A 17797-nucleotide genomic window follows, 5' to 3' on the forward strand; every position below is an offset into this window, starting at 1 on the left:
GCCGTATACGCGGGGGTGGCCGGGGGTACCTCGGGGCGCTTGGGCCCCCCCCACGCGGCCCACCCCCCCCCCGGGGCTTCCCCCCGGGGGGGCGCCCCCCCCCGGCGGGGGGCGCCCCCCCCCCCGGTGTTCACCGAGCGGACGAGCCGCCGGTCAGAAGCCGAAGTGGATCACGTTGAAGGCCACGGTGCAGACGACGGTGACGCGGAAGGCCAGGACCCCGCGACTGCGCGCCAGCAGCGCGTGACCGTTCTGGAGGAACGACCCGTACTGCTTCAGCCGTACGGCGATGAGCGGCAGCAGCGCCAGCGCGAACCACCCGGGGATCCAGCCCAGCGCCGACGGCACGAGGATCACCAGCAGATTCAGCGCCGTCAGGGTGCCCAGGAAGATCTTGTTGCCGCGCTCCGACGTGAGGACGGCGACGGTGCGGCGGCCGACCGCCGCGTCACCGCTGATGTCCTTGGTGTTGGAGTAGCCGGCTATCAGCAGCTGGCCGAATCCGAAGAGCAGTCCCTCGACCAGGATGAGCGCCGGCAGTTCGCCGACCGTGATGCCGTACGGAGCGAGCACGAACGCCGAGGCGGAGAAGAGCAGCAGCAGCTCCCCCAGCCCGATGTAGCTGAGCTTGAGGCCCCACGAATACTGCACGCTGAAGACCAGCAGCAGGGCGGCCACGACGAGCGCCCAGACGGGCGTGTGCGGCGCCTGCCATACGGCCACCAGCCACCACACCGCCCCCCAGGCCAGGCTCAGCTGCCCGAAGCGCTGGGCCTGCTGAACCGTCAGGTCACCGGTGAGCAGGGGCTTGCGCTTCAGCGGTCGCAGTTCCGTGTTGTCGTCGGCGAGGTAGTTCGCACTGTCACTGCCGTCCTTGATCCCGGTCACGTCGTCCAGCGTCATGACCGCGGAGAGCACGCCGACCTTGCCCAGCGCCCAGAGCAGGACGGTCAGCAGGACGTCGCCGTCGAGCCGGGTCTCGGGCTCCATCCCCGTCCACACGATGACGAGGGCAAGGAAGAAGTCGATGACGAACTGGAACTTGACCAGTCGGGCGAAGACGCCGATCCGCCGGAGCACTCCGGACGCGGGCGGGACCTGGGTACTCGCTGCCATGGTTATTCCTTACGGTCGAGAGTCGCCGCGGCGGTGTTGAGGCAGGCGAGCAGGGAGCGCGCCTGCACGTTGACGTAATGTCCGTGCTGCACAAGGGTGTTGAGCTGGCCGGGGGTGGCCCAGAGATATCCGGGCGGCGGCTGCGTGGGAGCCTCGTCCTCGTCGGCCTCGACGATCAGATAGCGGCTCTCGGCGTGGTGGAAACGGCCGCCCTCCTCGGAGTGCACCGCCTCGTAACGCACCCGGTCCCGGGAGGCACCGCGTACGAAATCGAGGAAGGGCGGGCGGTCCGGACCGCTCAGGTGGCTGTAGTTCTCCGGCGTGTGCTGGACGGTCGGTGCCAGCTCGACGGTGTCCAGGAACCCGCCTTCGAACCGGGCGTGGACCAGCACGTGCGCGACCCCGCCGAAGGTGCGGGTCACGAACGCGGTGACGCCGAGCCCGAGGGGCTCGATCAGCGGCTGCGTCCAGCTCGTGACCTCCCGGTTCTCCGCCTGCACCGCCACCGCCATCAGCCGGAAGTACCGCTCCTGCGCGTGGTCGACGGTGGCCTCGCCGCGGGTCCAGTCCTTCACCTGGGCGAGGGGGATGCGGCGCACCCGTACGTCGTGCCGGGAGCGTTCCGCGGTGATCCAGGAGCGCAGCTGGGTGTCCGAATGGAGCGCGAAGCCGTCCTCGGCGTGGGTGAGGGGAGCGCAGGCGAGGACGGTCCGGGCGTCCATGTTCACGGTGTTGTCGCGGCGCAGCAGCTCACCGAGTTGCCCCAGGGTGAGCCAGCAGAAGTCCTCCTCCAGCACCACGTCGTCCCGCGTCTCGACGATCATGTTGCGGTTGGACTTCTGCAGGAACCAGGCGCCGTGCTCGGACTGGAGTACGTCGGCGAGCACCCGGGCCGGCCGGCCCTGTCCGGGCGGCAGGAAGTAGTCGAGGTACTTCACGTCCGCGCCCCGGTGGACCTTGGTGTAGTTGCTGCGGGTGGCCTGCACCGTCGGGGACAGCTGCAGCAGATTGGGGTTCCCGGGCTCCATCTTGGCCTGCATGAGGAAGTGCAGTACGCCGTCGAACTCCTTGGCCAGGATGCCGAGAATGCCGACTTCCGGCTGGTTGATGATCGGCTGCTGCCATTCGGGGAACGGGCCGTCCCGGTGCGTGACGTGCAGTCCCTCGACGGAGAAGAACCGTCCGCTGCGGTGTACCAGGTTCCCGGTGTCCTCCTCGAACGACCAGCCGTCGAGTTCGTGGAACGGGATCCGGTCGACCCGGAAGCGGTTCGCGGCGGCGCGCCCGGCGAGCCAGTCGGTGAACTTCTCGGTGGGCATCCCACTGCCCTGCAACGTACGGGCGGACAGCGCCATCCGGTCGGCCTGCCCCGCGTCCTCGCGGCGTTGGAGCCCCTGCCGCGCGGGCGGATCGTACGGCGGTGTCGCGGGGGAGAGCGGCGCGGTCACCGGGCGGCCATCTCGAGTGCGGACGCCTTCCACCAGCCGGGGTTGTCCCGGTACCAGGCGACGGTGTCGTACAGGCCCCGCTCGAACGGGATCCGCGGTTCGTAGCCGAGCTCCTCGCGGATCTTGGTGTCGTCCAGCGCGTAGCGGTCGTCGTGCCCCGGCCGGTCGGCCACCCGGCGGATCGACGAGGAGTCCGCACCGCAGAGCGCCAGCAGGCGTTCGGCGATGGCGGTGTTGGGGAGCTCCGCGCCGCCGGCGACGTTGTAGATCTCGCCCGCCCTGCCCTTGGTGAGGACGAGCTGAAGGGCGCGGCAGTGGTCGTCGACGTGCAGCCACTCGCGGATGTTGTGTCCGTCTCCGTAGAGGGGAACGTGCTTGCCCTCCAGGAGCCGGGTGGTGAACAGCGGGATGAGCTTCTCGATGTGCTGGTACGGGCCGTAGTTGTTGGAGCAGCGGGTGACGGAGACGTCGAGTCCGTGGGTTCGGGCGTACGAGCGGGCCACCAGGTCGGACGCGGCCTTGGAGGCGGCGTACGGCGAGTTGGGGGCCAGCGGCCAGTCCTCGGTCCAGGCGCCCTCGGCGATCGACCCGTACACCTCGTCGGTGGAGACGTGCACCACCCGCTCGACCCCGCTGTGCACGGCGGCCTCCAGCAGGACCTGGGTGCCGAGCACGTTCGTACGGAAGAACTCTCCGGCGGCGTCGATCGAGCGGTCGACGTGCGACTCGGCGGCGAAGTGCACCAGGGCGTCGTGTCCGGGCAACAGCTCGCGCACCAGCGCGGCGTCGCAGATGTCGCCCTCGACGAATTCCAGCTTCGCGGCATGGGACGGCAGGTTGTCGCGGTTTCCCGAGTAGGTCAGTTTGTCGAGGACGGTGACGTCGGCGTTCTCCATCCCCGGATAACCGCCGTCGAGCAGGGTGCGCACGAAGTGGGAGCCGATGAAGCCGGCTCCGCCGGTGACCAGGATCTTCATCGTGCGACCTCCACCACGGAGTCGTCCCCGACCACCAGCTGGTGGTGTCCGGCGGTACGGACCGATGCCGACTTGCCTATCAGGGAGCGGCTGAGGTGGTCCAGGCCCGACACCGTCGCACCGTCGAGCACGATGGAGTCGGCGATCCGGGTGTCCCGCAGCGCGCAGTTCCGGCCGATCGAGGTGTGCCGGCCGATGTGGCTGTCCTCCACGACCGTTCCGACGCCGATGAACGCCGGTCCCTCGATCGTCGAACGCACCACGCGCGCGCCCGACTCGACGATGACCTCGCCGGTGAGGCGGCTCGCTCCGTCGACCTCGCCGGAGCTCTCGGACCGGATTGCGTCCAGCATTCGGCGATTGCATTCCAGGACGCTGTCCACCTGCCCGGTGTCCTGCCAATAGCCGAGATATTCCACAGCCTTGACTTCGGTGTCCCGGGCGACCAGCCACTGAATGGCGTCGGTGATCTCCAGTTCGCCGCGAGCGCTGGGCGTGATGGCGGCGACCGCCTCATGGACGGCCGGTGTGAAGAAATAGACACCGATGAGCGCCAGATCGCTGCGCGGATCGGTCGGCTTCTCCACCAGACGCTGTACGGTTCCGGCCGCATCGATTTCGGCGACGCCGAAAGCGCTGGGGTCGGGGACCTTTTGCACGGCGATCTGCGCGGTCGGCCGCTCTCTCGCGAACGTCCGGGTGAGTTCGGTGATCCCCTCGGGCAGCATGTTGTCGCCGAGGTACATCAGGAAGTCGTCCTCGCCCAGGAACTCGCGGGCGATGAGCACGCAGTGGGCCAGTCCCAGCGGCTGGGTCTGCCGGATGTAGGTGATGCGGGCACCGAACCGGCTGCCGTCGCCGATTATCTCGCTGATCTTGTCGGCCTGATCTCCGACGATGATCCCGATTTCGGTGATGCCCGCGTCCAGGATGTTGTTCAGCACATGTTCCAGAACTGCCTTGCCGGCAATCGGAAGGAGCTGCTTCGGCGTGGAATGGGTGAAAGGCCGGAGCCGGGCCCCTGTCCCGCCGGATAGCACTAGAGCCTTCACTGGGTCCTCTCGGAGCGCGTATTTATCCGGTCACTCTCGAAAGCAATGTATCGACCACCCGGAACGCATTGGACGCTTGTTTGCCGGAGTCTGTCATGTTCCAGATGAATTCCGGCTCGGGGCCCTGAGGGGATCAAGGAAGCGGGTTACGCAGATGCTCTTCCGGCGTCAGTACGGCGCCCCGCTCGAACTCGGCGTCGTAGCGGGCCTCGCCCAGCGCGTCCCTGACCCGGGTCGTGATGCGGTCCACGTCGAAGCGTTCACCGGCCTGCAGCGGCGCCCGGACCGACTCCCTGGCCGCGGTGGCCGCCCCCAGCAACCGGGCGGCGTGCCCGTGGTGACCGGCCAGGGACTGCGCCCCGGCCAGACCCTCCAGGGCGAGTGCGACCGCCCGTGGATCGCCCGCGTCGCAGGCGGCGGCGTAGCAGTCGAGCTGGAGCGCCAGAGCGGTCGGCGCGTCGCCGCGGCACTCCGCGACGAACCCCAGCTCGGCCAGGATCAGCGCGGGCTTGGCGGGCTCGTAGCCCATCCGGCGGTGCAGCTCGACCACGCGGTGCAGATGCGTCTCGGCCGCGTCGAGCCTGCCCGCCCTGCGCGCTCCGAGGGCGAGCCCGATCTCGGCGAACTGCTCCCCGAACGTGTCCGACTGCTCGGTGGCGAGCCGTCTGGCGCGCTCGTGGAACTCCTCTGCCTGCGGAAGGTCACCGGTCAGCAGCGCGACCCGGCCGAGATTGGAGAGGTGGAAGGACACGTGGAGCCAGAGCCCCAGGTCCTCGGCCATCCGCAGTCCGTCCCGGTACAGCCGCCCGGCCTGCTGGTAGTCGCCGATGACGGTGGCCAGCGTCCCGAGCGGCACCATGGCCTGGAGCTGCCCCCACTGGTCGCCCAGTTCCCGGAACAGTTCGAGGCTCTGCTCACCGTCCCGCCGCAGCGCGGCGAAGTCTCCCCTCAGATTCGCGTGGAAGGTCCGGCTGTTCAGGGCCGCTGCCATGCCCCAGCGGTCGCCGAGCGACCGGAACGTCGTCAGTGCCTGATGGACCAGGTCCTCGCTCGGCGTCAGATCGCCGATGCCGTAGAGCCTGGACGCGAGGAACCACTGGGCACGAGCCTTGCCCTCCGGGTCGTCGACCCGTTCGTACGGCTGGAGGGCGGTGCGGTACTCCGTCACCGGGTCGGCGATGCCGCCGAGCACCAGCTTGAAGCCGCCCAGCAGGGCGGTGGCCCTGGCCGTCGCGGCGAGCGGCGCGCCGCCGATCGACAGCGCCGCGGTCAGCGACCGCTTGGCCTCGTTGTTCCGGCCGCGCAGGTACCAGTACCAGCTGAGCGCGTTCGCGAGGCGCAGCGCGCAGTCGGCGTCGCCGAGCTGCACCGCGCAGTCCAGCGCCGTACGCAGATTCGCGGTCTCGGCGTCCAGGCGGTGCAGCCACTGCCGCTGGCCGTGCCCCCGCAGGTGCGGCTCGGCCCGCTCCGCCAGGCCGGTGTAGTAGTCGCGGTGCCTGCGCCGGACGGCATCGAACTCGCCGGTCTCACGGAGGCGTTCGACGCAGTAGGCGGCGACCGATTCGAGCAGCTGGTACCGCGGCCCGTCCGCCCCGTCGACCATGACCACCAGCGACGCGTCCACCAACCGGGCGAGCAGGTCGAGCACGTCGGTACGGTCCACGTCGTCCGCGGCGCAGATCTCCTCGGCGGCGCCGAGCGTACAGCCGTCGGCGTGCACGGCCAGCCGCCCGAGCACCGCCCGCTCCTGGTCGCCGAGCAGCTCCCAGCTCCAGTCGATCACCGCCCGCAGTGTGCGCTGGCGTGCCGGGGCGCTGCGCGCTCCCACCGCGAGGAGGTGGAAGCGGTCGTCGAGGCGCGCGGCCAGCTCGCGTACGCCCAGTACCCGTACCCGGGTGGCGGCCATCTCCAGGGCGAGCGGAATGCCGTCGAGGCGCCGGCAGATCGAGACGACCGCCTCGACGTTGGACTCGTCGAGTACGAAGTGGGGCGCCGCCGCGGTGGCCCGCGCCACGAACAGCTCCACCGCGCTGAAGCGGCGCACGGCCGCGGGGCTGAGCTCGGTCCTGGGATCGGGCCGGCGCAGCGGGGGCACCTCCTGGAGGTGCTCGCCGCTGATTCCGAGCGGTGTCTGACTGGTCGCCAGGATCCGTAGACCCGGGGCGGCTTTCAGCAACACCTCGGCCAGCTCGGCGACCGGCTCGATCACATGCTCGCAGTTGTCGAAGATCAGCAGGGTCGGTCTCTCGCCCAGCGCGTGGGCGACACGGGCGGTCAGCGAGAGCGGCTCGCCCCCGGCCCCCGGGCTCGGAGTGGCGTCGTCCCGCACTCCGAGGACCGCGCCGACGATCTCGTGCACCTCGGTCGCCGAGGCCATGGTCCGCCGGCCCGGGGCGTCCGCCCGTGCCCCTGGGGCCGGGTCGAGCGCGGCGAACTCGGCCAGCCGTACTCCGCCCGGGAACACCTCACCCACCTGCGCGGCGGTCGCGAGCGCCAGTTGGGTCTTCCCGACCCCGCCCGAGCCGGTGAGCGTCACCAGCCTGTTCGCCTCGAGCAGCGAGCGGAGCTCGCTGATCGCCTCGGCCCGGCCGACCAGGCCGGTGAGCGCGGCCGGCAGGTTCGTCGGAGGGCGGACCGCGGTGGTGACGGGAGAGGGGGCGGCGGTCAGGGCCGGATCCTGGGTGAGGATCGCCTGGTGCAGAGCCGCGAGTTCGGGGCTGGGGTCGAGGCCCAGGCTCTCGGCCAGCCGCTCGCGCAGGTCGGTGTAGCTGCTCAGCGCGGCGCTCTGACGACCCGCGAGGTAGAGAGCGCGCACATGAGCGGTGCGCAGCCGTTCCCGCAGGGGATGCAGGGCGACCAGGTCACCGAGCTCGTCGGCCACCAGAGCGTGCTCGCCCAGCTCCAGCCGCGCCTCGGCCTGCTCCTCCAGCGCGGTCAGCCGCTGTTCCTCCAGCAGGTCCCGCGCGGCGCGGGTGAACTCCTCGTCCGCGAAGTCGGCGAACGCGGGCCCCCGCCACACCGCCAGCGCGTCCGCCAACAGGGCGGCGCGCGCCCGGGGGTCGCCCGTCGCCCGCGCCCGCGTCGTCAGGTCGTGGAACCGGTCCGCGTCCACCGCGTCGGGCCCGGTCCGCAGCTGGTATCCCGGCGAGAGCGACACCACGAGGTCCCGGCCGCCCGGCTCGGCGGCCTCGAGCGCGCGCCGCAGCTGCCACACCTTGCTCTGCAGGACGCCGGCCGGGTTGTTCGGCAGCTTGGTGCCCCACAGGTCGTCGATCAGCCTGTCGGCGGAGACCGGTCGTCCCCGGTGCACCAGCAGGGCGGCCAGCAGAGCGCGGACCTTGAGTTCCGGGACCCGGACCGGCCGTCCATCGGCTGTCCACACCCCCAACGAACCCAGAACCCCGAAGCGCATGTGATCACGCTAACCCGGCGCAGCGGCCCGTGACAGGGCGATATCGGCCCCCGGGACGGCCGAGATCGGACCGAGAGGAGACCGGGAGCGCTCGCGGGCACGGTGGTGTCGTCAAGGAGCGGAGAGCGCGAAGGGAACCGACATGTCCGAAGCCAGGCTGCGCGTAGCCGTGATCATCGGCTCCACCCGGACCGGCCGTTTCGGCCCCGTCGCGGCCGACTGGATCGCCGACGAGGCAGCCGGGCGCGGCGACCTCGACGTCGATGTGATCGACCTGGCCAAGGTGTGGCTGCCCGACGTTCTCGGCGCTGCGGGGCCCGCTCCACAGGCGGTACGGGACCTGTCGCCGTGGCTGGCCTCGTCGGACGCGTTCGTGATCGTGACGCCCGAGTACAACCACAGCTTCCCCGCTTCGCTCAAGAACGCCATCGACTGGTACACCGACGAATGGAAGGCCAAGCCCGTCGCCTTCGTCTCGTACGGGGGGATCGCCGGCGGCCTGCGAGCGGTGGCGCAGCTGCGCGGGATCTTCCCCACGCTGCACGCCGTCACCGTCCGGGACTCCGTCGCCTTCCCCCACCACCGGGAGCAGTTCGACGCCGACGGCCGGCCGAAGGACCCCGAGGGATGTTCGGCCGCGGCCACGTCGATGCTCGACCAGCTGACCTGGTGGGGCCACACCCTCCGCGACGCCCGGGCGCGACAGCCGTATCCGGGCTGAGCCGGTCCGTACGCCACCGACCCGATCCCATCCTCGAATCCACAGAAGGAATCCCCATGTCATCGAACGCCCCTGCGGCCACCGTGCCGCCCAAGGCCGGGGCCCGGGAATGGGCCGGGCTCGCCGTACTGGCCCTGCCGACCCTGCTGATCTCCCTCGACCAGAGCGTGCTGTTCCTGGCGCTGCCGCACCTGGCGGAGGCCATGGAGCCCTCCGGTACGCAGGCGCTGTGGATGATGGACGTCTACGGATTCATGATCGCCGGCTTCCTGGTCACCATGGGCACGCTCGGGGACCGGATCGGCCGCCGGAAGCTCCTGATGATCGGTGCGGTCTGCGTCAGCGTCACCTCGGTGATGACCGCGTACTCCACCAGCTCCGAGATGCTGATCGCGACGCGCGCGCTGCTCGGCATCTCCGCTGCGACGCTCATGCCCTCCACCCTCGCCCTGATCAGCAACATGTTCCACGACGCGCACGAGCGTGGCCGGGCCATCGCCGTATGGGCCAGTTGCTTCATGGCCGGCACCGCGCTGGGTCCGGTGATCGGCGGGACGCTGCTCGAGTTCTTCTGGTGGGGCTCCGTGTTCCTGCTGGGCGTACCGGTCATGGTCATCCTGCTGATCGCGGCGCCGATCCTGCTGCCGGAGTACAAGGACCCCGACGGCGGCAAGCTGGACCTGTTCAGCGTGGTGCTCTCGCTGGCGGCGATCATGCCGGTCGTGTACGGGCTCAAGGAGCTCGCGCGGTACGGCTGGGAGCCGGTGCCCACCACGGCGCTCGTCGTCGGTCTGGCCCTCGGCGCGGTGTTCGTGGCGCGGCAGCGCAAGCTCACCCACCCGCTGCTCGACATGCGCCTGTTCAGCAGCGGCGCGTTCACCTCGGCGCTGCTGATCCTGCTGTTCTCCATGATCGCCACGGGCGGCAGCTACCTGTTCATCACCGGCTTCCTCCAGATGGTCGAGGGCCTGGATCCGATGGAGGCCGGGCTGTGGATGGTGCCGTCGGCGGTGGCCTCCATCATCGCCGGGCAGTTCGCCCCGGTCCTGGCCAAGCGGCTTCCGCTGGGGGTCGTGGTCGCCCTGGGGCTGGGCAGCAGCATGGTGGGTTACGTGCTGATCGCCTTCGTCAGCCCGGTCGGCGGGCTGCCGCTTCTGCTGGCCGGCTTCGTGATCGTCTTCTTCGGCGGAGGCCCCATCGGGGCGCTGGGCACCAACCTGGTGGTGGGCTCCGCCCCGCCGGAGAAGGCCGGTTCCGCCGCCGCGATGTCGTCGATCGCCGGCGACCTGGGCGTGTCGCTGGGCATCGCCGGACTGGGCAGCCTCGGCGCCGCCGTCTACCGGAGCGAGATCGACCTGCCGGCCGGTCTTCCCGCGGACGCGGCCGAGAAGGCCCGAGGCGGCATGGAGGGCGCCCTGGCCGCGGCCCAGGAACTCCCCGCCGAGCTGGGCGGCAAGGTGCTGGCCGCTGCCCGGGATGCCTACACGAGTGGGCTGAACATGGTCGGTATCGCCTGTGCGGTACTCGTGGCCGTACTCGCCCTCACCGCGACGACCGTGCTGCGCGGCTCGGCCGGCGGCAAGGGGAAGAGCCCGGAGGGAGACGCTCCGGGGACCGAAGGCCCGGGACGGGACGAGGCCGCCGCATCCTCCGGGGACAAGGTCGCGGCCCTGCCCGAGCGGTAATCCGGACCACCCGAAAGCACGGGCCCTTCGCGAACGTGGCGAAGGGCCCGTGCTTTCTCATTGTCGGGCCGGACCTGACACACACCCCGGCACCATCTTGAGGGCGTTCGGCAGGATCCAACAGACTCCTTGAATTGGGAAAACCCGCCCCCGCCAAGGAACTCTCAAAGGAGTACGACTGTGGCCAAGTGCCGGATCTGCGGTGGCGCCGTCGATGAATTCTTCGACTTCGGAAGGCAGCCTGTTTCCGACTCCTTTGTGACACCGGAAACGGCCGGCAGCGAGTTCTATTTCCGGCTTGCCGCCGGTGTCTGCACGACCTGCACCATGGTGCAGCTGATCGAAGAGGTTCCCCGGGAGCAGATGTTCCACGAGGACTACCCCTACCGGTCGTCGGGTTCGTCCGTGATGCACCGGCATTTCGAGACGTTCGCCCGCCGGCTGCTGGAGACCGACCTCGCCGGCGACGACCCGTTCGTCGTGGAGATCGGTTCCAACGACGGCACCATGCTGAAGACCATCCAGAAGGCGGGTGTACGGCACCTGGGCGTCGATCCGTCCGCGCAGGTGGGCGAGTTCGCCCGAGCGGACGGCGTGCGGGTGCGCACCGCCTTCTTCGAGGACTCGACGGCGCGTGAGATCGCCGCCTCCGACGGCCCGGCGGACGTCATCTTCTCCGCGAACACCACGAGCCACATCCCCTACATGGACTCCATCTTCCGGGGTGTCGACGCGCTGCTGGCCTCCGACGGAGTGCTCGTACTCGAAGACCGCTACCTCGGTTCCATCATGGAGCAGAACGCGTTCGACCAGATCTACGACGAGCACTTCTACCTGTTCTCGGTGTCCTCGGTGCGGGCCATGGCCCAGACCTTCGGATTCGAACTGGTCGACGCCGAACCGCTCACGGTGCACGGCGGGTCGATGCGCTACACCATCGCGCGCCCCGGGAAGCGGACCCCGTCGACGACCATGACGGAACTGCTGGCGCGGGAGCGGGAACAAGGTCTGGCGAGCCCTCAGACGTACCAGCGGTTCGCGGCCGGGGTCCGGCGCAGCTGCGGCGACCTGATGGATCTGCTCAAGGACCTGCGCGCGCAGGGCCGCACGGTCGTGGGTTACGGCGCGACCGCGAAGAGCGCGACCGTCATCAACTACTGCGGTATCGGCCCGGAGCTCGTGCCGTTCATCTGCGACAGCACCGAGGCCAAACAGGGGCGACTGACGCCGGGGATGCACATTCCCGTCCGGCCGCCCGCCGCCTTTTCCGAGCCGTACCCGGACTACGCACTGCTCTTCGCCTGGAATCACGCCGAGGAAATCATGGCGAAGGAGCAGGGTTTCCGCGATGCGGGGGGTCAGTGGATCCTCTACGTCCCGGACGTCCACATCGTCTGATCGCCGAGAAAAGCAGCGCCCGAAGAAGAATCTCCGAAGAAGAATCACCGAAGAGGGATCACGTGGCGAAATACACAGGTAAGAAGGCCGTCGTCACCGGCGGCACGCACGGCATCGGAATGTCGGTCGTCAAGGCCCTTCTCGAGGGCGGCGCGGAGGTCCTCCTCACCGGGCTGAACGAGAAGAACATCGAGGCGGCCCGCGAGGAGCTCGGCCCGCGCGCCCACGTCGTGCGCTCCGACGCCTCGAACCTGGCCGAGATCGAAGCGCTGGGAAAGACCGTCGCGGACACGCTCGGCGAGGTCGACTTCGTCTTCGTCAACGTGGGCTACGTCAGGTTCGGTTCGCTCGGTCAGGTGACCGAGGAGACCTACGACAAGATGTTCGACACCAACACCAAGGGGGCGTTCTTCACCGCGCAGTGCCTCGCCCCGCTGGTCAGGAACGGCGGCTCGTTCGTCTTCACGACCTCCGCCACGACGGGAACGGCGTTCGTCGGCACGAGCGTCGGGACGGCGATGAAGTCGGCGATCCGCGCGTTCTCCAAGGTCATGGCCTCCGAGCTGCTGCCCAGGGGCATCAGGGTCAACACGGTGAGCCCGGGGTTCGTCCTGACCCCCTCCATGGGCCTCGTGGAGGCGACCGAGGAACACCGCGCGCTCAACATGTCGGAGGGCGAGCGGATCACTCCCATGCGGCGCTTCGGCACCCCGGAAGAGGTCGCCGACGCGGTGCTGTTCCTCGGCTTCGACGCCACCTTCACCACCGGGGTCGACCTGCCCGTCGACGGTGGTCTCGCGCAGGGGATGGAGTACCCGCACGACGAGATCGCCCCGCACTGACCGAAGCGGGACCACCCGCGCGCACGCTCTCACACGGAGGTGGATGTTGATGTCCGGTCGCACCAGGACCGCTGTCATCGGCGGCGGCATGGCCGGCAGCGCCGCTGCCAAGAAACTCATCAAGGCCGGCCGGGACGTCGTGATCTTCGAAGCGGCGGAAGGGCTCGGCGGGCGGGCCCGCTCCTGGCACCGGCCGGAGATCGAACCCGATGTCGGCATCAACTTGATGTACGTCAGCTTCTACAAGCAGATGACCGAACTCATCAAGGAGTACGGGCTGCAGGACGAGCTCGTGAAGATATCGAGCAACGTCCACATCTCCGACAACGGTGACCACGTCGCCCTGTCGTCCGACTCGCCGCTGAGCCTGCTCAGGTACCGGCACGCCCCCCTCCGCGACCGCATCGCCTTCCTGTTCACCACCCTGATGCAGGTGCGCAAGCAGAAGGAGCTCGATCTCTTCGATCCGGTCAAGTCCGCGCCGTTCGACGACGGGCAGTCAGCCGCGGACTGGGGCTACGGCCACGTGTCGCGGCGCGGCTTCGACTTCCTGCTGAGGCCGCAGATCGAGGGGTTCTGGAACTTCGCCTCCGAGGAGATCTCCGCGGTGCACGCCAGGGCGCTGCTTGCGTGGATGGGCGGGTCCGGCTTCTACGTGCTCCGCAACGGCATGGAGGTCATCGCCGAGAAGAACGCGGAGGGCGCCGAACTGCGTCTGTCGCACGAGGTGACCGGCGTGCAGATGATCGGCGACGAGCTTCGGGTGACGGCTGCCCGTGACGGCTCCGCGCCGGTGACCGAAAGCTTCGACGACGTGGTGATCGCGACCCCGGCGCCGATCGCGGCGAAGCTCGTCGCCTCCCTGCCCGACTCGGCGGTGAGCGACGACACGCGCGGCTTCCTGGAGACGCAGCGGTACGAGCCCGCCCTCTCGGTCTCGTACCTCGTGGATGCCGGGAGCCTGCCCGCGGAGGCGCACATCGTGGCCGGCGGCCCCGAAGACCCGCCGCTGCGCAACATGATCACCTACCCGCGCCAGGTACGGGACGAGCAGGGCAGGCTCGTCGACAAGCTGCTGGTCTTCACCTACCCCGGCCGGGCCAACACCCGCCGCCTGCTGGGGCTTTCGCCGCAGGAGCAGTTCGCCGCGGTCACGCCCCTGCTGAACACGCTGTGGCCGGGCTTCCCCGCCACAGCCGAACCGTTCCAGATCGCCGAGCGGCCGTACGGGTTCCCGATTCCGGCACCCGGCCGCTACCGCCGGTCCGTCCAGGTCATGCGGCAGATGAACGCCCCGGTGGCGTTCGCGGGCGACTACTTCAACTCGCCGACCACGGAGGCGGCGCTGCTCTCCGGCTTCCGGGCGGCAGCGGTGCTCACCAAGGCGGGCTGACCTGTCGGCCGGCCGCCTCTCAGCCCCCTCTCAGCAGTCCCCGTAGGAGAGACGATGAAGGTCCTGTTCATCCCGGGCAACAGCCCGTACCCCATCTTTTCGCACGCGCCCCTCGCGACGGCCGTACGCAATGCCGGTCACCAGGTCCTGATGGGCGGGATCGACTGGGTGCTGCCGAACATCGCGAGCGTCGGGCTGCCACCGGTCAAGATCTCTCCCGTCTCGATGGAAGAAGTCAGCGCCTTCATGGGTGCGATGCCGGACGACCCGCTGGACCAGCTCAAGGCGGTCGGCCGGGTCTACGCCGAGATCGCCGTGGACAGTCTGGAACCGCTGCTCGACCTGGCCGACCACTGGCGCCCCGATCTCGTGGTCGGCGGCGGGATGTTCTACACCGCCCCCCTGCTCGCGCACCATCTCGGCATCCCGTCGGTGCGCCTGGAGTGGGACCGGATCGACGCGCGTGCGTACGACCCCGGCGCCGAGGCGGTGCTCGCGCCGGTGCTCGGCGAGCTCGGCCTGGACCGGGTGCCCGAACCGGACCTGTGGCTCGACGTGTGTCCGCCGAGCCTCCAGCCCGCGAACCCGGTGCCGGCCCGGCCGATGAGGTGGATCCCCGGGAACCCGCAGAAGCCGCTGGAGCCGTGGATGTACACCAAGGGCGACCGCCCGCGGGTGTACATCACCGCGGGCACCCGCTTGTTCAGCGGAGAGGCCCTGCGGGACATGGCGAGGAGCATCGCCGACCTGGGCGTGGAGGTCGTCGTCGGGGCTCCGGAGAACGTCGCGGCGGAGCTGCGGGCCGAGCTGCCGGACGTACGGATCGGCTGGGTGCCGCTCGACGTGCTGGCCCCCACCTGCGACGTCATCATGCATCACGGCGGTGGCGGCACCGACATGACGGCGCTGAACGCGGGCGTGCCCCAGCTGATCGCCCACCCGGAGTACCCGACGGAGGCGACCCGGAAGGTCGCCGAGTTCGGCGCCGCGATCCTCATCGAGTCCGGCCCTCGGCAGGACATCACCGAGGCGTGCAGGAAGCTGCTCAGCGACGCCTCGTACCGGGAGCGGGCGGGTGTCCTCTCCCGGGAGATCGCCGAGATGCCGCTGCCCGCCGAGATCGTGGGCGAGATGGAGAAGCTCGTGGCCGCGCGAGCCTGACCGCCACCCGCAGCGGATCGAAAGAGAGGAGACACCGCGGTGCACATCGCGGCAACGGCGATCCCGGGAGCCTTCGTGGTCACCCCGCGGCTCCTGCCGGACGAGCGCGGCAGCTTCCACGAAAGTCTGCGCGCCGACAAGCTGGAGCGTGTACTCGGTGAACCCTTCGTGCCCCGGCAGGTCAGCTACTCCGTGTCCTGCCGGGGCACGCTGCGCGGCATTCACACGGTGGCACTGCCGCCGGGGCAGGCGAAGTACGTCACCTGCGTGCATGGAGCTCTGCGGGACGTCATCGTCGACCTGAGGATCGGATCGCCCGCGTTCGGCAGGCATCATGTCTGCACCCTCGACGCGGAGTCCGGCCGGGCTCTCTACATCCCGGAGGGTGTCGGCCACGGGTTCCTCGCGCTGGCCGACGACACCCGCATCTGCTACGTCATGTCGACGGTGTACGCACCCGGCACGCAGATCGACATCAACCCGCTGGACCCCGAACTCGGACTGCCCTGGGCGTACTCGGAGCCACCTCTGATGTCCGAGAAGGACGCCGGCGCGCGGAGTCTGGCCGAGACCGTGGCAGCGGGAGTGCTGCCCCACTGGAAGGCGGATACCTGATGGAGCCGGTCCGGATGGGCGTGCTCGGATGCGCCGACATCGCCAGGCGGCGGATGCTCCCGGCGTTCGCCGCCTGTGCCGCCACCGAGGTCGCCGCGGTGGCGAGCCGGAACGCGGACGGCGCGCGGCGGCTCGCCGCCGAGTACGGAGCCCGCCCGGTGCACGGCTACGACGCGCTGCTGGCGGACCCCGCGGTGGACGCGGTGTACGTGCCGGTACCCGCCGCTCTGCACGCGGAGTGGATCGAAGCGGCGCTGCTGAGCGGGAAGCACGTACTCGCGGAGAAGCCGCTGACCATGACCGCCGACACGACGGCCGCTCTCTTCCGGCTCGCCGAGTCCCGTGGGCTGGCCCTCATGGAGAACGTCATGTTCGTCCACCACGGTCAGCACGCCCGGGTGGGCGCGCTCGTCGCCGACGGGGCGATCGGTGAACTCAGGTCGTTCCAGGCCGCGTTCACCGTGCCGAGGCGGCCCGCCGACGACATCCGCTACCGCCCCGAACTCGGCGGCGGCGCGCTGTGGGACACCGGGGTGTACCCCGTGCGTGCGGCGTCGACGTTCCTCGGCCCCGACCTGAAGGTCGTCGGCGCCGGGCTCGCCTCGGGGGCCGGATTCCGTGTGGACACGGCCGGCGCCGTGCTGCTGCAGTCCCCGGACGGCGTCAGCGCACAGCTGACCTTCGGCCTCGACCACGCGTACCGCAACTCCTACGAGGTGCAGGGCAGTACGGGACGGATCACGCTCGACCGGGTGTTCACCCCTCCTGCCGACCACATTCCGGTGGCTGTCGTGGAGGGGCCGTCGGGGAGCCGCCGGATCCCGCTGCTCCCCGACGACCAGGTGGCCAATACCGTGGCCGTGTTCGCCGAAGCCGTACGGGCGGGTTCGGCACCGTACGAGGACAGCGTCCGCCAGGCGCGGCTGTTGGACGAGATCCGGCGCCGGGCCGCTCAGAACTGAGCGGGCTCCGGCTCGCCGGCGGACGGCTCACTCCGCGGTGTGGGTGCCCGTGGTGGGTGCGCCCGTGGTGTGCGCGGGCCCCAGATCCTCGATCCGGTAGTCGGCCTTGGGGAAGCTGGGGGTTGGCAGCGGGTCGGGGTAGGCGGCCTCCGTGCGGGGCGGTTGCCGGCGTACGTAGGCGGAGCGGGCCTTGATGGCGGCGTCGACGGCCAGGCACAGCAGCCGTGACGGTTCCCGGACGCCGAAGGCCCGCCGCATGTGCGGGCCCAGCAGCGCCGGCATTCCCGCCTTGGCGAGCCGGCGGGCGGTCGGACGCCATCGCTCGGGCACGTGTCCGACCATGGGCTCGACCACGGTCGGCTCCAGTGCCCGCCAGAGCTTCTCCGCCTCGGGCGAGTAGGCGAAATGGGCCTCGACGTAGTCGTCGTGGAAGCGGGCCATCTCCTGGTACGAACCGGGCATGTCCTTGAGGCCCATGAGCTCGCCCTGCTCCTTGATGTGCAGGTACGCCGCGACCTTCTCCTGCCGGCTCGTCGGACGCCAGGCGTAGCGGTCGACCCAGCGGACGGGCCCCAGCATGCTGGTGGCCAGCACGAAGAGGTAGTCCTCGTTGCTGATGCTCCACTGCTTGTTCTCGTCGCTGATGTGCTTGACCGCGTTCTTGTGGATGCGGTTCATCTGCCGCACCGCCGCCTTGCCCCGGTCGTCCTTGAAGCCGTGCCGGACCATCTGCATGGCGATCAGCCCGAAGTGCTCCATCCTCCGCTGGGTGTTCTCCGTGATCTCGCCGGTCCGTACGAGCAGGGCGGCCATGTGCGGCGGGGCGACGCTGTTGGCGAAGGCGAGAGCCCCGGCGACGCTGAAGTCCCACGGGTACTCGTAGCCGATGCCGAGCCACCAGATGTGGCTGTACTTCTCGTTGACGTCCATCGACTCGATCTGCTTCAGCCGCGCGTACCTCGGCTCGGCCCGCCGCTTCGTTCCCGTAGCGGGAGTCATGTCGGTGTTCCTCTCT

14 protein-coding genes are annotated in these 17797 nt (G+C 69.9%); 8 read left to right on the plus strand and 6 right to left on the minus strand.

What is annotated here, in order from left to right; translation table 11 throughout:
* Positions 1–153 precede the first annotated feature (153 nt).
* The 5 genes from ACFV9D_RS15250 to ACFV9D_RS15270 all read right to left on the minus strand — a co-directional run bounded on the left by ACFV9D_RS15250 (position 154) and on the right by ACFV9D_RS15270 (position 8005).
* Positions 154–1116 carry a UbiA family prenyltransferase gene (locus ACFV9D_RS15250; RefSeq protein WP_385145513.1) on the minus strand — a complete coding sequence of 321 codons (963 nt, stop codon included), beginning with the start codon at positions 1114–1116 and terminating at the stop codon, positions 154–156.
* A gap of 2 nt (positions 1117–1118) precedes the next feature.
* The gene (locus ACFV9D_RS15255) at positions 1119–2471 is read right to left on the minus strand and encodes an NDP-hexose 2,3-dehydratase family protein (RefSeq protein WP_385145694.1); all 1353 of its coding nucleotides are present in this window, start codon (positions 2469–2471) and stop codon (positions 1119–1121) included.
* An 89-nt stretch (positions 2472–2560) separates the two neighbouring features.
* On the minus strand, positions 2561–3541 hold the full coding sequence (gene rfbB / locus ACFV9D_RS15260; protein WP_385145515.1) for a dTDP-glucose 4,6-dehydratase: 981 nt from the start codon (positions 3539–3541) through the stop codon (positions 2561–2563).
* Positions 3538–4593, minus strand: coding sequence for a glucose-1-phosphate thymidylyltransferase (locus ACFV9D_RS15265; protein WP_385145517.1), 1056 nt, complete (start codon positions 4591–4593; stop codon positions 3538–3540). Before ACFV9D_RS15265 ends, rfbB begins: the two co-directional genes overlap by 4 nt.
* A gap of 133 nt (positions 4594–4726) precedes the next feature.
* Complete coding sequence (locus tag ACFV9D_RS15270) at positions 4727–8005, minus strand: BTAD domain-containing putative transcriptional regulator (protein ID WP_385145519.1); 3279 nt, start codon at positions 8003–8005, stop codon at positions 4727–4729.
* Between the two features lie 142 nt (positions 8006–8147).
* Between ACFV9D_RS15270 and ACFV9D_RS15275 the strand changes: the two genes are divergently transcribed.
* The 8 genes from ACFV9D_RS15275 to ACFV9D_RS15310 all read left to right on the plus strand — a co-directional run bounded on the left by ACFV9D_RS15275 (position 8148) and on the right by ACFV9D_RS15310 (position 16782).
* Positions 8148–8726 carry an NADPH-dependent FMN reductase gene (locus tag ACFV9D_RS15275; protein WP_385145521.1) on the plus strand — a complete coding sequence of 193 codons (579 nt, stop codon included), beginning with the start codon at positions 8148–8150 and terminating at the stop codon, positions 8724–8726.
* A gap of 56 nt (positions 8727–8782) precedes the next feature.
* A complete protein-coding gene (locus ACFV9D_RS15280) occupies positions 8783–10411 on the plus strand; it encodes an MFS transporter (protein ID WP_385145523.1) in 1629 nt (542 codons plus the stop codon).
* Between the two features lie 180 nt (positions 10412–10591).
* Positions 10592–11809 carry a methyltransferase domain-containing protein gene (locus ACFV9D_RS15285; RefSeq protein ID WP_385145525.1) on the plus strand — a complete coding sequence of 406 codons (1218 nt, stop codon included), beginning with the start codon at positions 10592–10594 and terminating at the stop codon, positions 11807–11809.
* Positions 11810–11871: 62 nt separating this feature from the next.
* A complete protein-coding gene (locus tag ACFV9D_RS15290; protein WP_385145527.1) occupies positions 11872–12651 on the plus strand; it encodes an SDR family oxidoreductase in 780 nt (259 codons plus the stop codon).
* Positions 12652–12700: 49 nt separating this feature from the next.
* Entirely contained in the window at positions 12701–14044 is a 1344-nt protein-coding gene (locus ACFV9D_RS15295; protein ID WP_385145528.1) for an FAD-dependent oxidoreductase, read from the plus strand.
* A 54-nt stretch (positions 14045–14098) separates the two neighbouring features.
* The gene (locus ACFV9D_RS15300) at positions 14099–15205 is read left to right on the plus strand and encodes a nucleotide disphospho-sugar-binding domain-containing protein (RefSeq protein ID WP_385145530.1); all 1107 of its coding nucleotides are present in this window, start codon (positions 14099–14101) and stop codon (positions 15203–15205) included.
* A gap of 39 nt (positions 15206–15244) precedes the next feature.
* Positions 15245–15820: a dTDP-4-dehydrorhamnose 3,5-epimerase family protein gene (locus ACFV9D_RS15305; RefSeq protein ID WP_385145532.1), complete on the plus strand. Its 576-nt coding sequence runs from the start codon at positions 15245–15247 to the stop codon at positions 15818–15820.
* Positions 15820–16782, plus strand: a complete 963-nt coding sequence (locus ACFV9D_RS15310) for a Gfo/Idh/MocA family protein (protein WP_385145534.1) — start codon at positions 15820–15822, stop codon at positions 16780–16782. The genes ACFV9D_RS15305 and ACFV9D_RS15310 overlap by 1 nt, the downstream gene beginning before the upstream one ends.
* 27 nt (positions 16783–16809) lie before the next feature.
* Here ACFV9D_RS15310 and ACFV9D_RS15315 read toward each other — a convergent pair whose 3' ends face one another.
* Positions 16810–17781, minus strand: a complete 972-nt coding sequence (locus ACFV9D_RS15315; RefSeq protein ID WP_385145536.1) for an oxygenase MpaB family protein — start codon at positions 17779–17781, stop codon at positions 16810–16812.
* Positions 17782–17797 lie beyond the last annotated feature (16 nt).

The sequence above is a fragment of the Streptomyces sp. NPDC059875 genome, assembly GCF_042731085.1.
Taxonomy (GTDB): domain Bacteria; phylum Actinomycetota; class Actinomycetes; order Streptomycetales; family Streptomycetaceae; genus Streptomyces.

Excerpts from the sequence above, each read along its gene's own strand:
- ACFV9D_RS15280 (WP_385145523.1), top strand. The coding sequence starts at position 8,783 with ATGTCATCGAACGCCCCTGCGGCCACCGTGCCGCCCAAGGCCGGGGCC.
- ACFV9D_RS15315 (WP_385145536.1), bottom strand. The coding sequence starts at position 17,781 with ATGACTCCCGCTACGGGAACGAAGCGGCGGGCCGAGCCGAGGTACGCG.
- ACFV9D_RS15310 (WP_385145534.1), top strand. The coding sequence starts at position 15,820 with ATGGAGCCGGTCCGGATGGGCGTGCTCGGATGCGCCGACATCGCCAGG.
- ACFV9D_RS15270 (WP_385145519.1), bottom strand. The coding sequence starts at position 8,005 with ATGCGCTTCGGGGTTCTGGGTTCGTTGGGGGTGTGGACAGCCGATGGA.
- ACFV9D_RS15250 (WP_385145513.1), bottom strand. The coding sequence starts at position 1,116 with ATGGCAGCGAGTACCCAGGTCCCGCCCGCGTCCGGAGTGCTCCGGCGG.
- ACFV9D_RS15300 (WP_385145530.1), top strand. The coding sequence starts at position 14,099 with ATGAAGGTCCTGTTCATCCCGGGCAACAGCCCGTACCCCATCTTTTCG.
- ACFV9D_RS15255 (WP_385145694.1), bottom strand. The coding sequence starts at position 2,471 with ATGGCGCTGTCCGCCCGTACGTTGCAGGGCAGTGGGATGCCCACCGAG.
- ACFV9D_RS15275 (WP_385145521.1), top strand. The coding sequence starts at position 8,148 with ATGTCCGAAGCCAGGCTGCGCGTAGCCGTGATCATCGGCTCCACCCGG.
- rfbB (WP_385145515.1), bottom strand. The coding sequence starts at position 3,541 with ATGAAGATCCTGGTCACCGGCGGAGCCGGCTTCATCGGCTCCCACTTC.
- ACFV9D_RS15295 (WP_385145528.1), top strand. The coding sequence starts at position 12,701 with ATGTCCGGTCGCACCAGGACCGCTGTCATCGGCGGCGGCATGGCCGGC.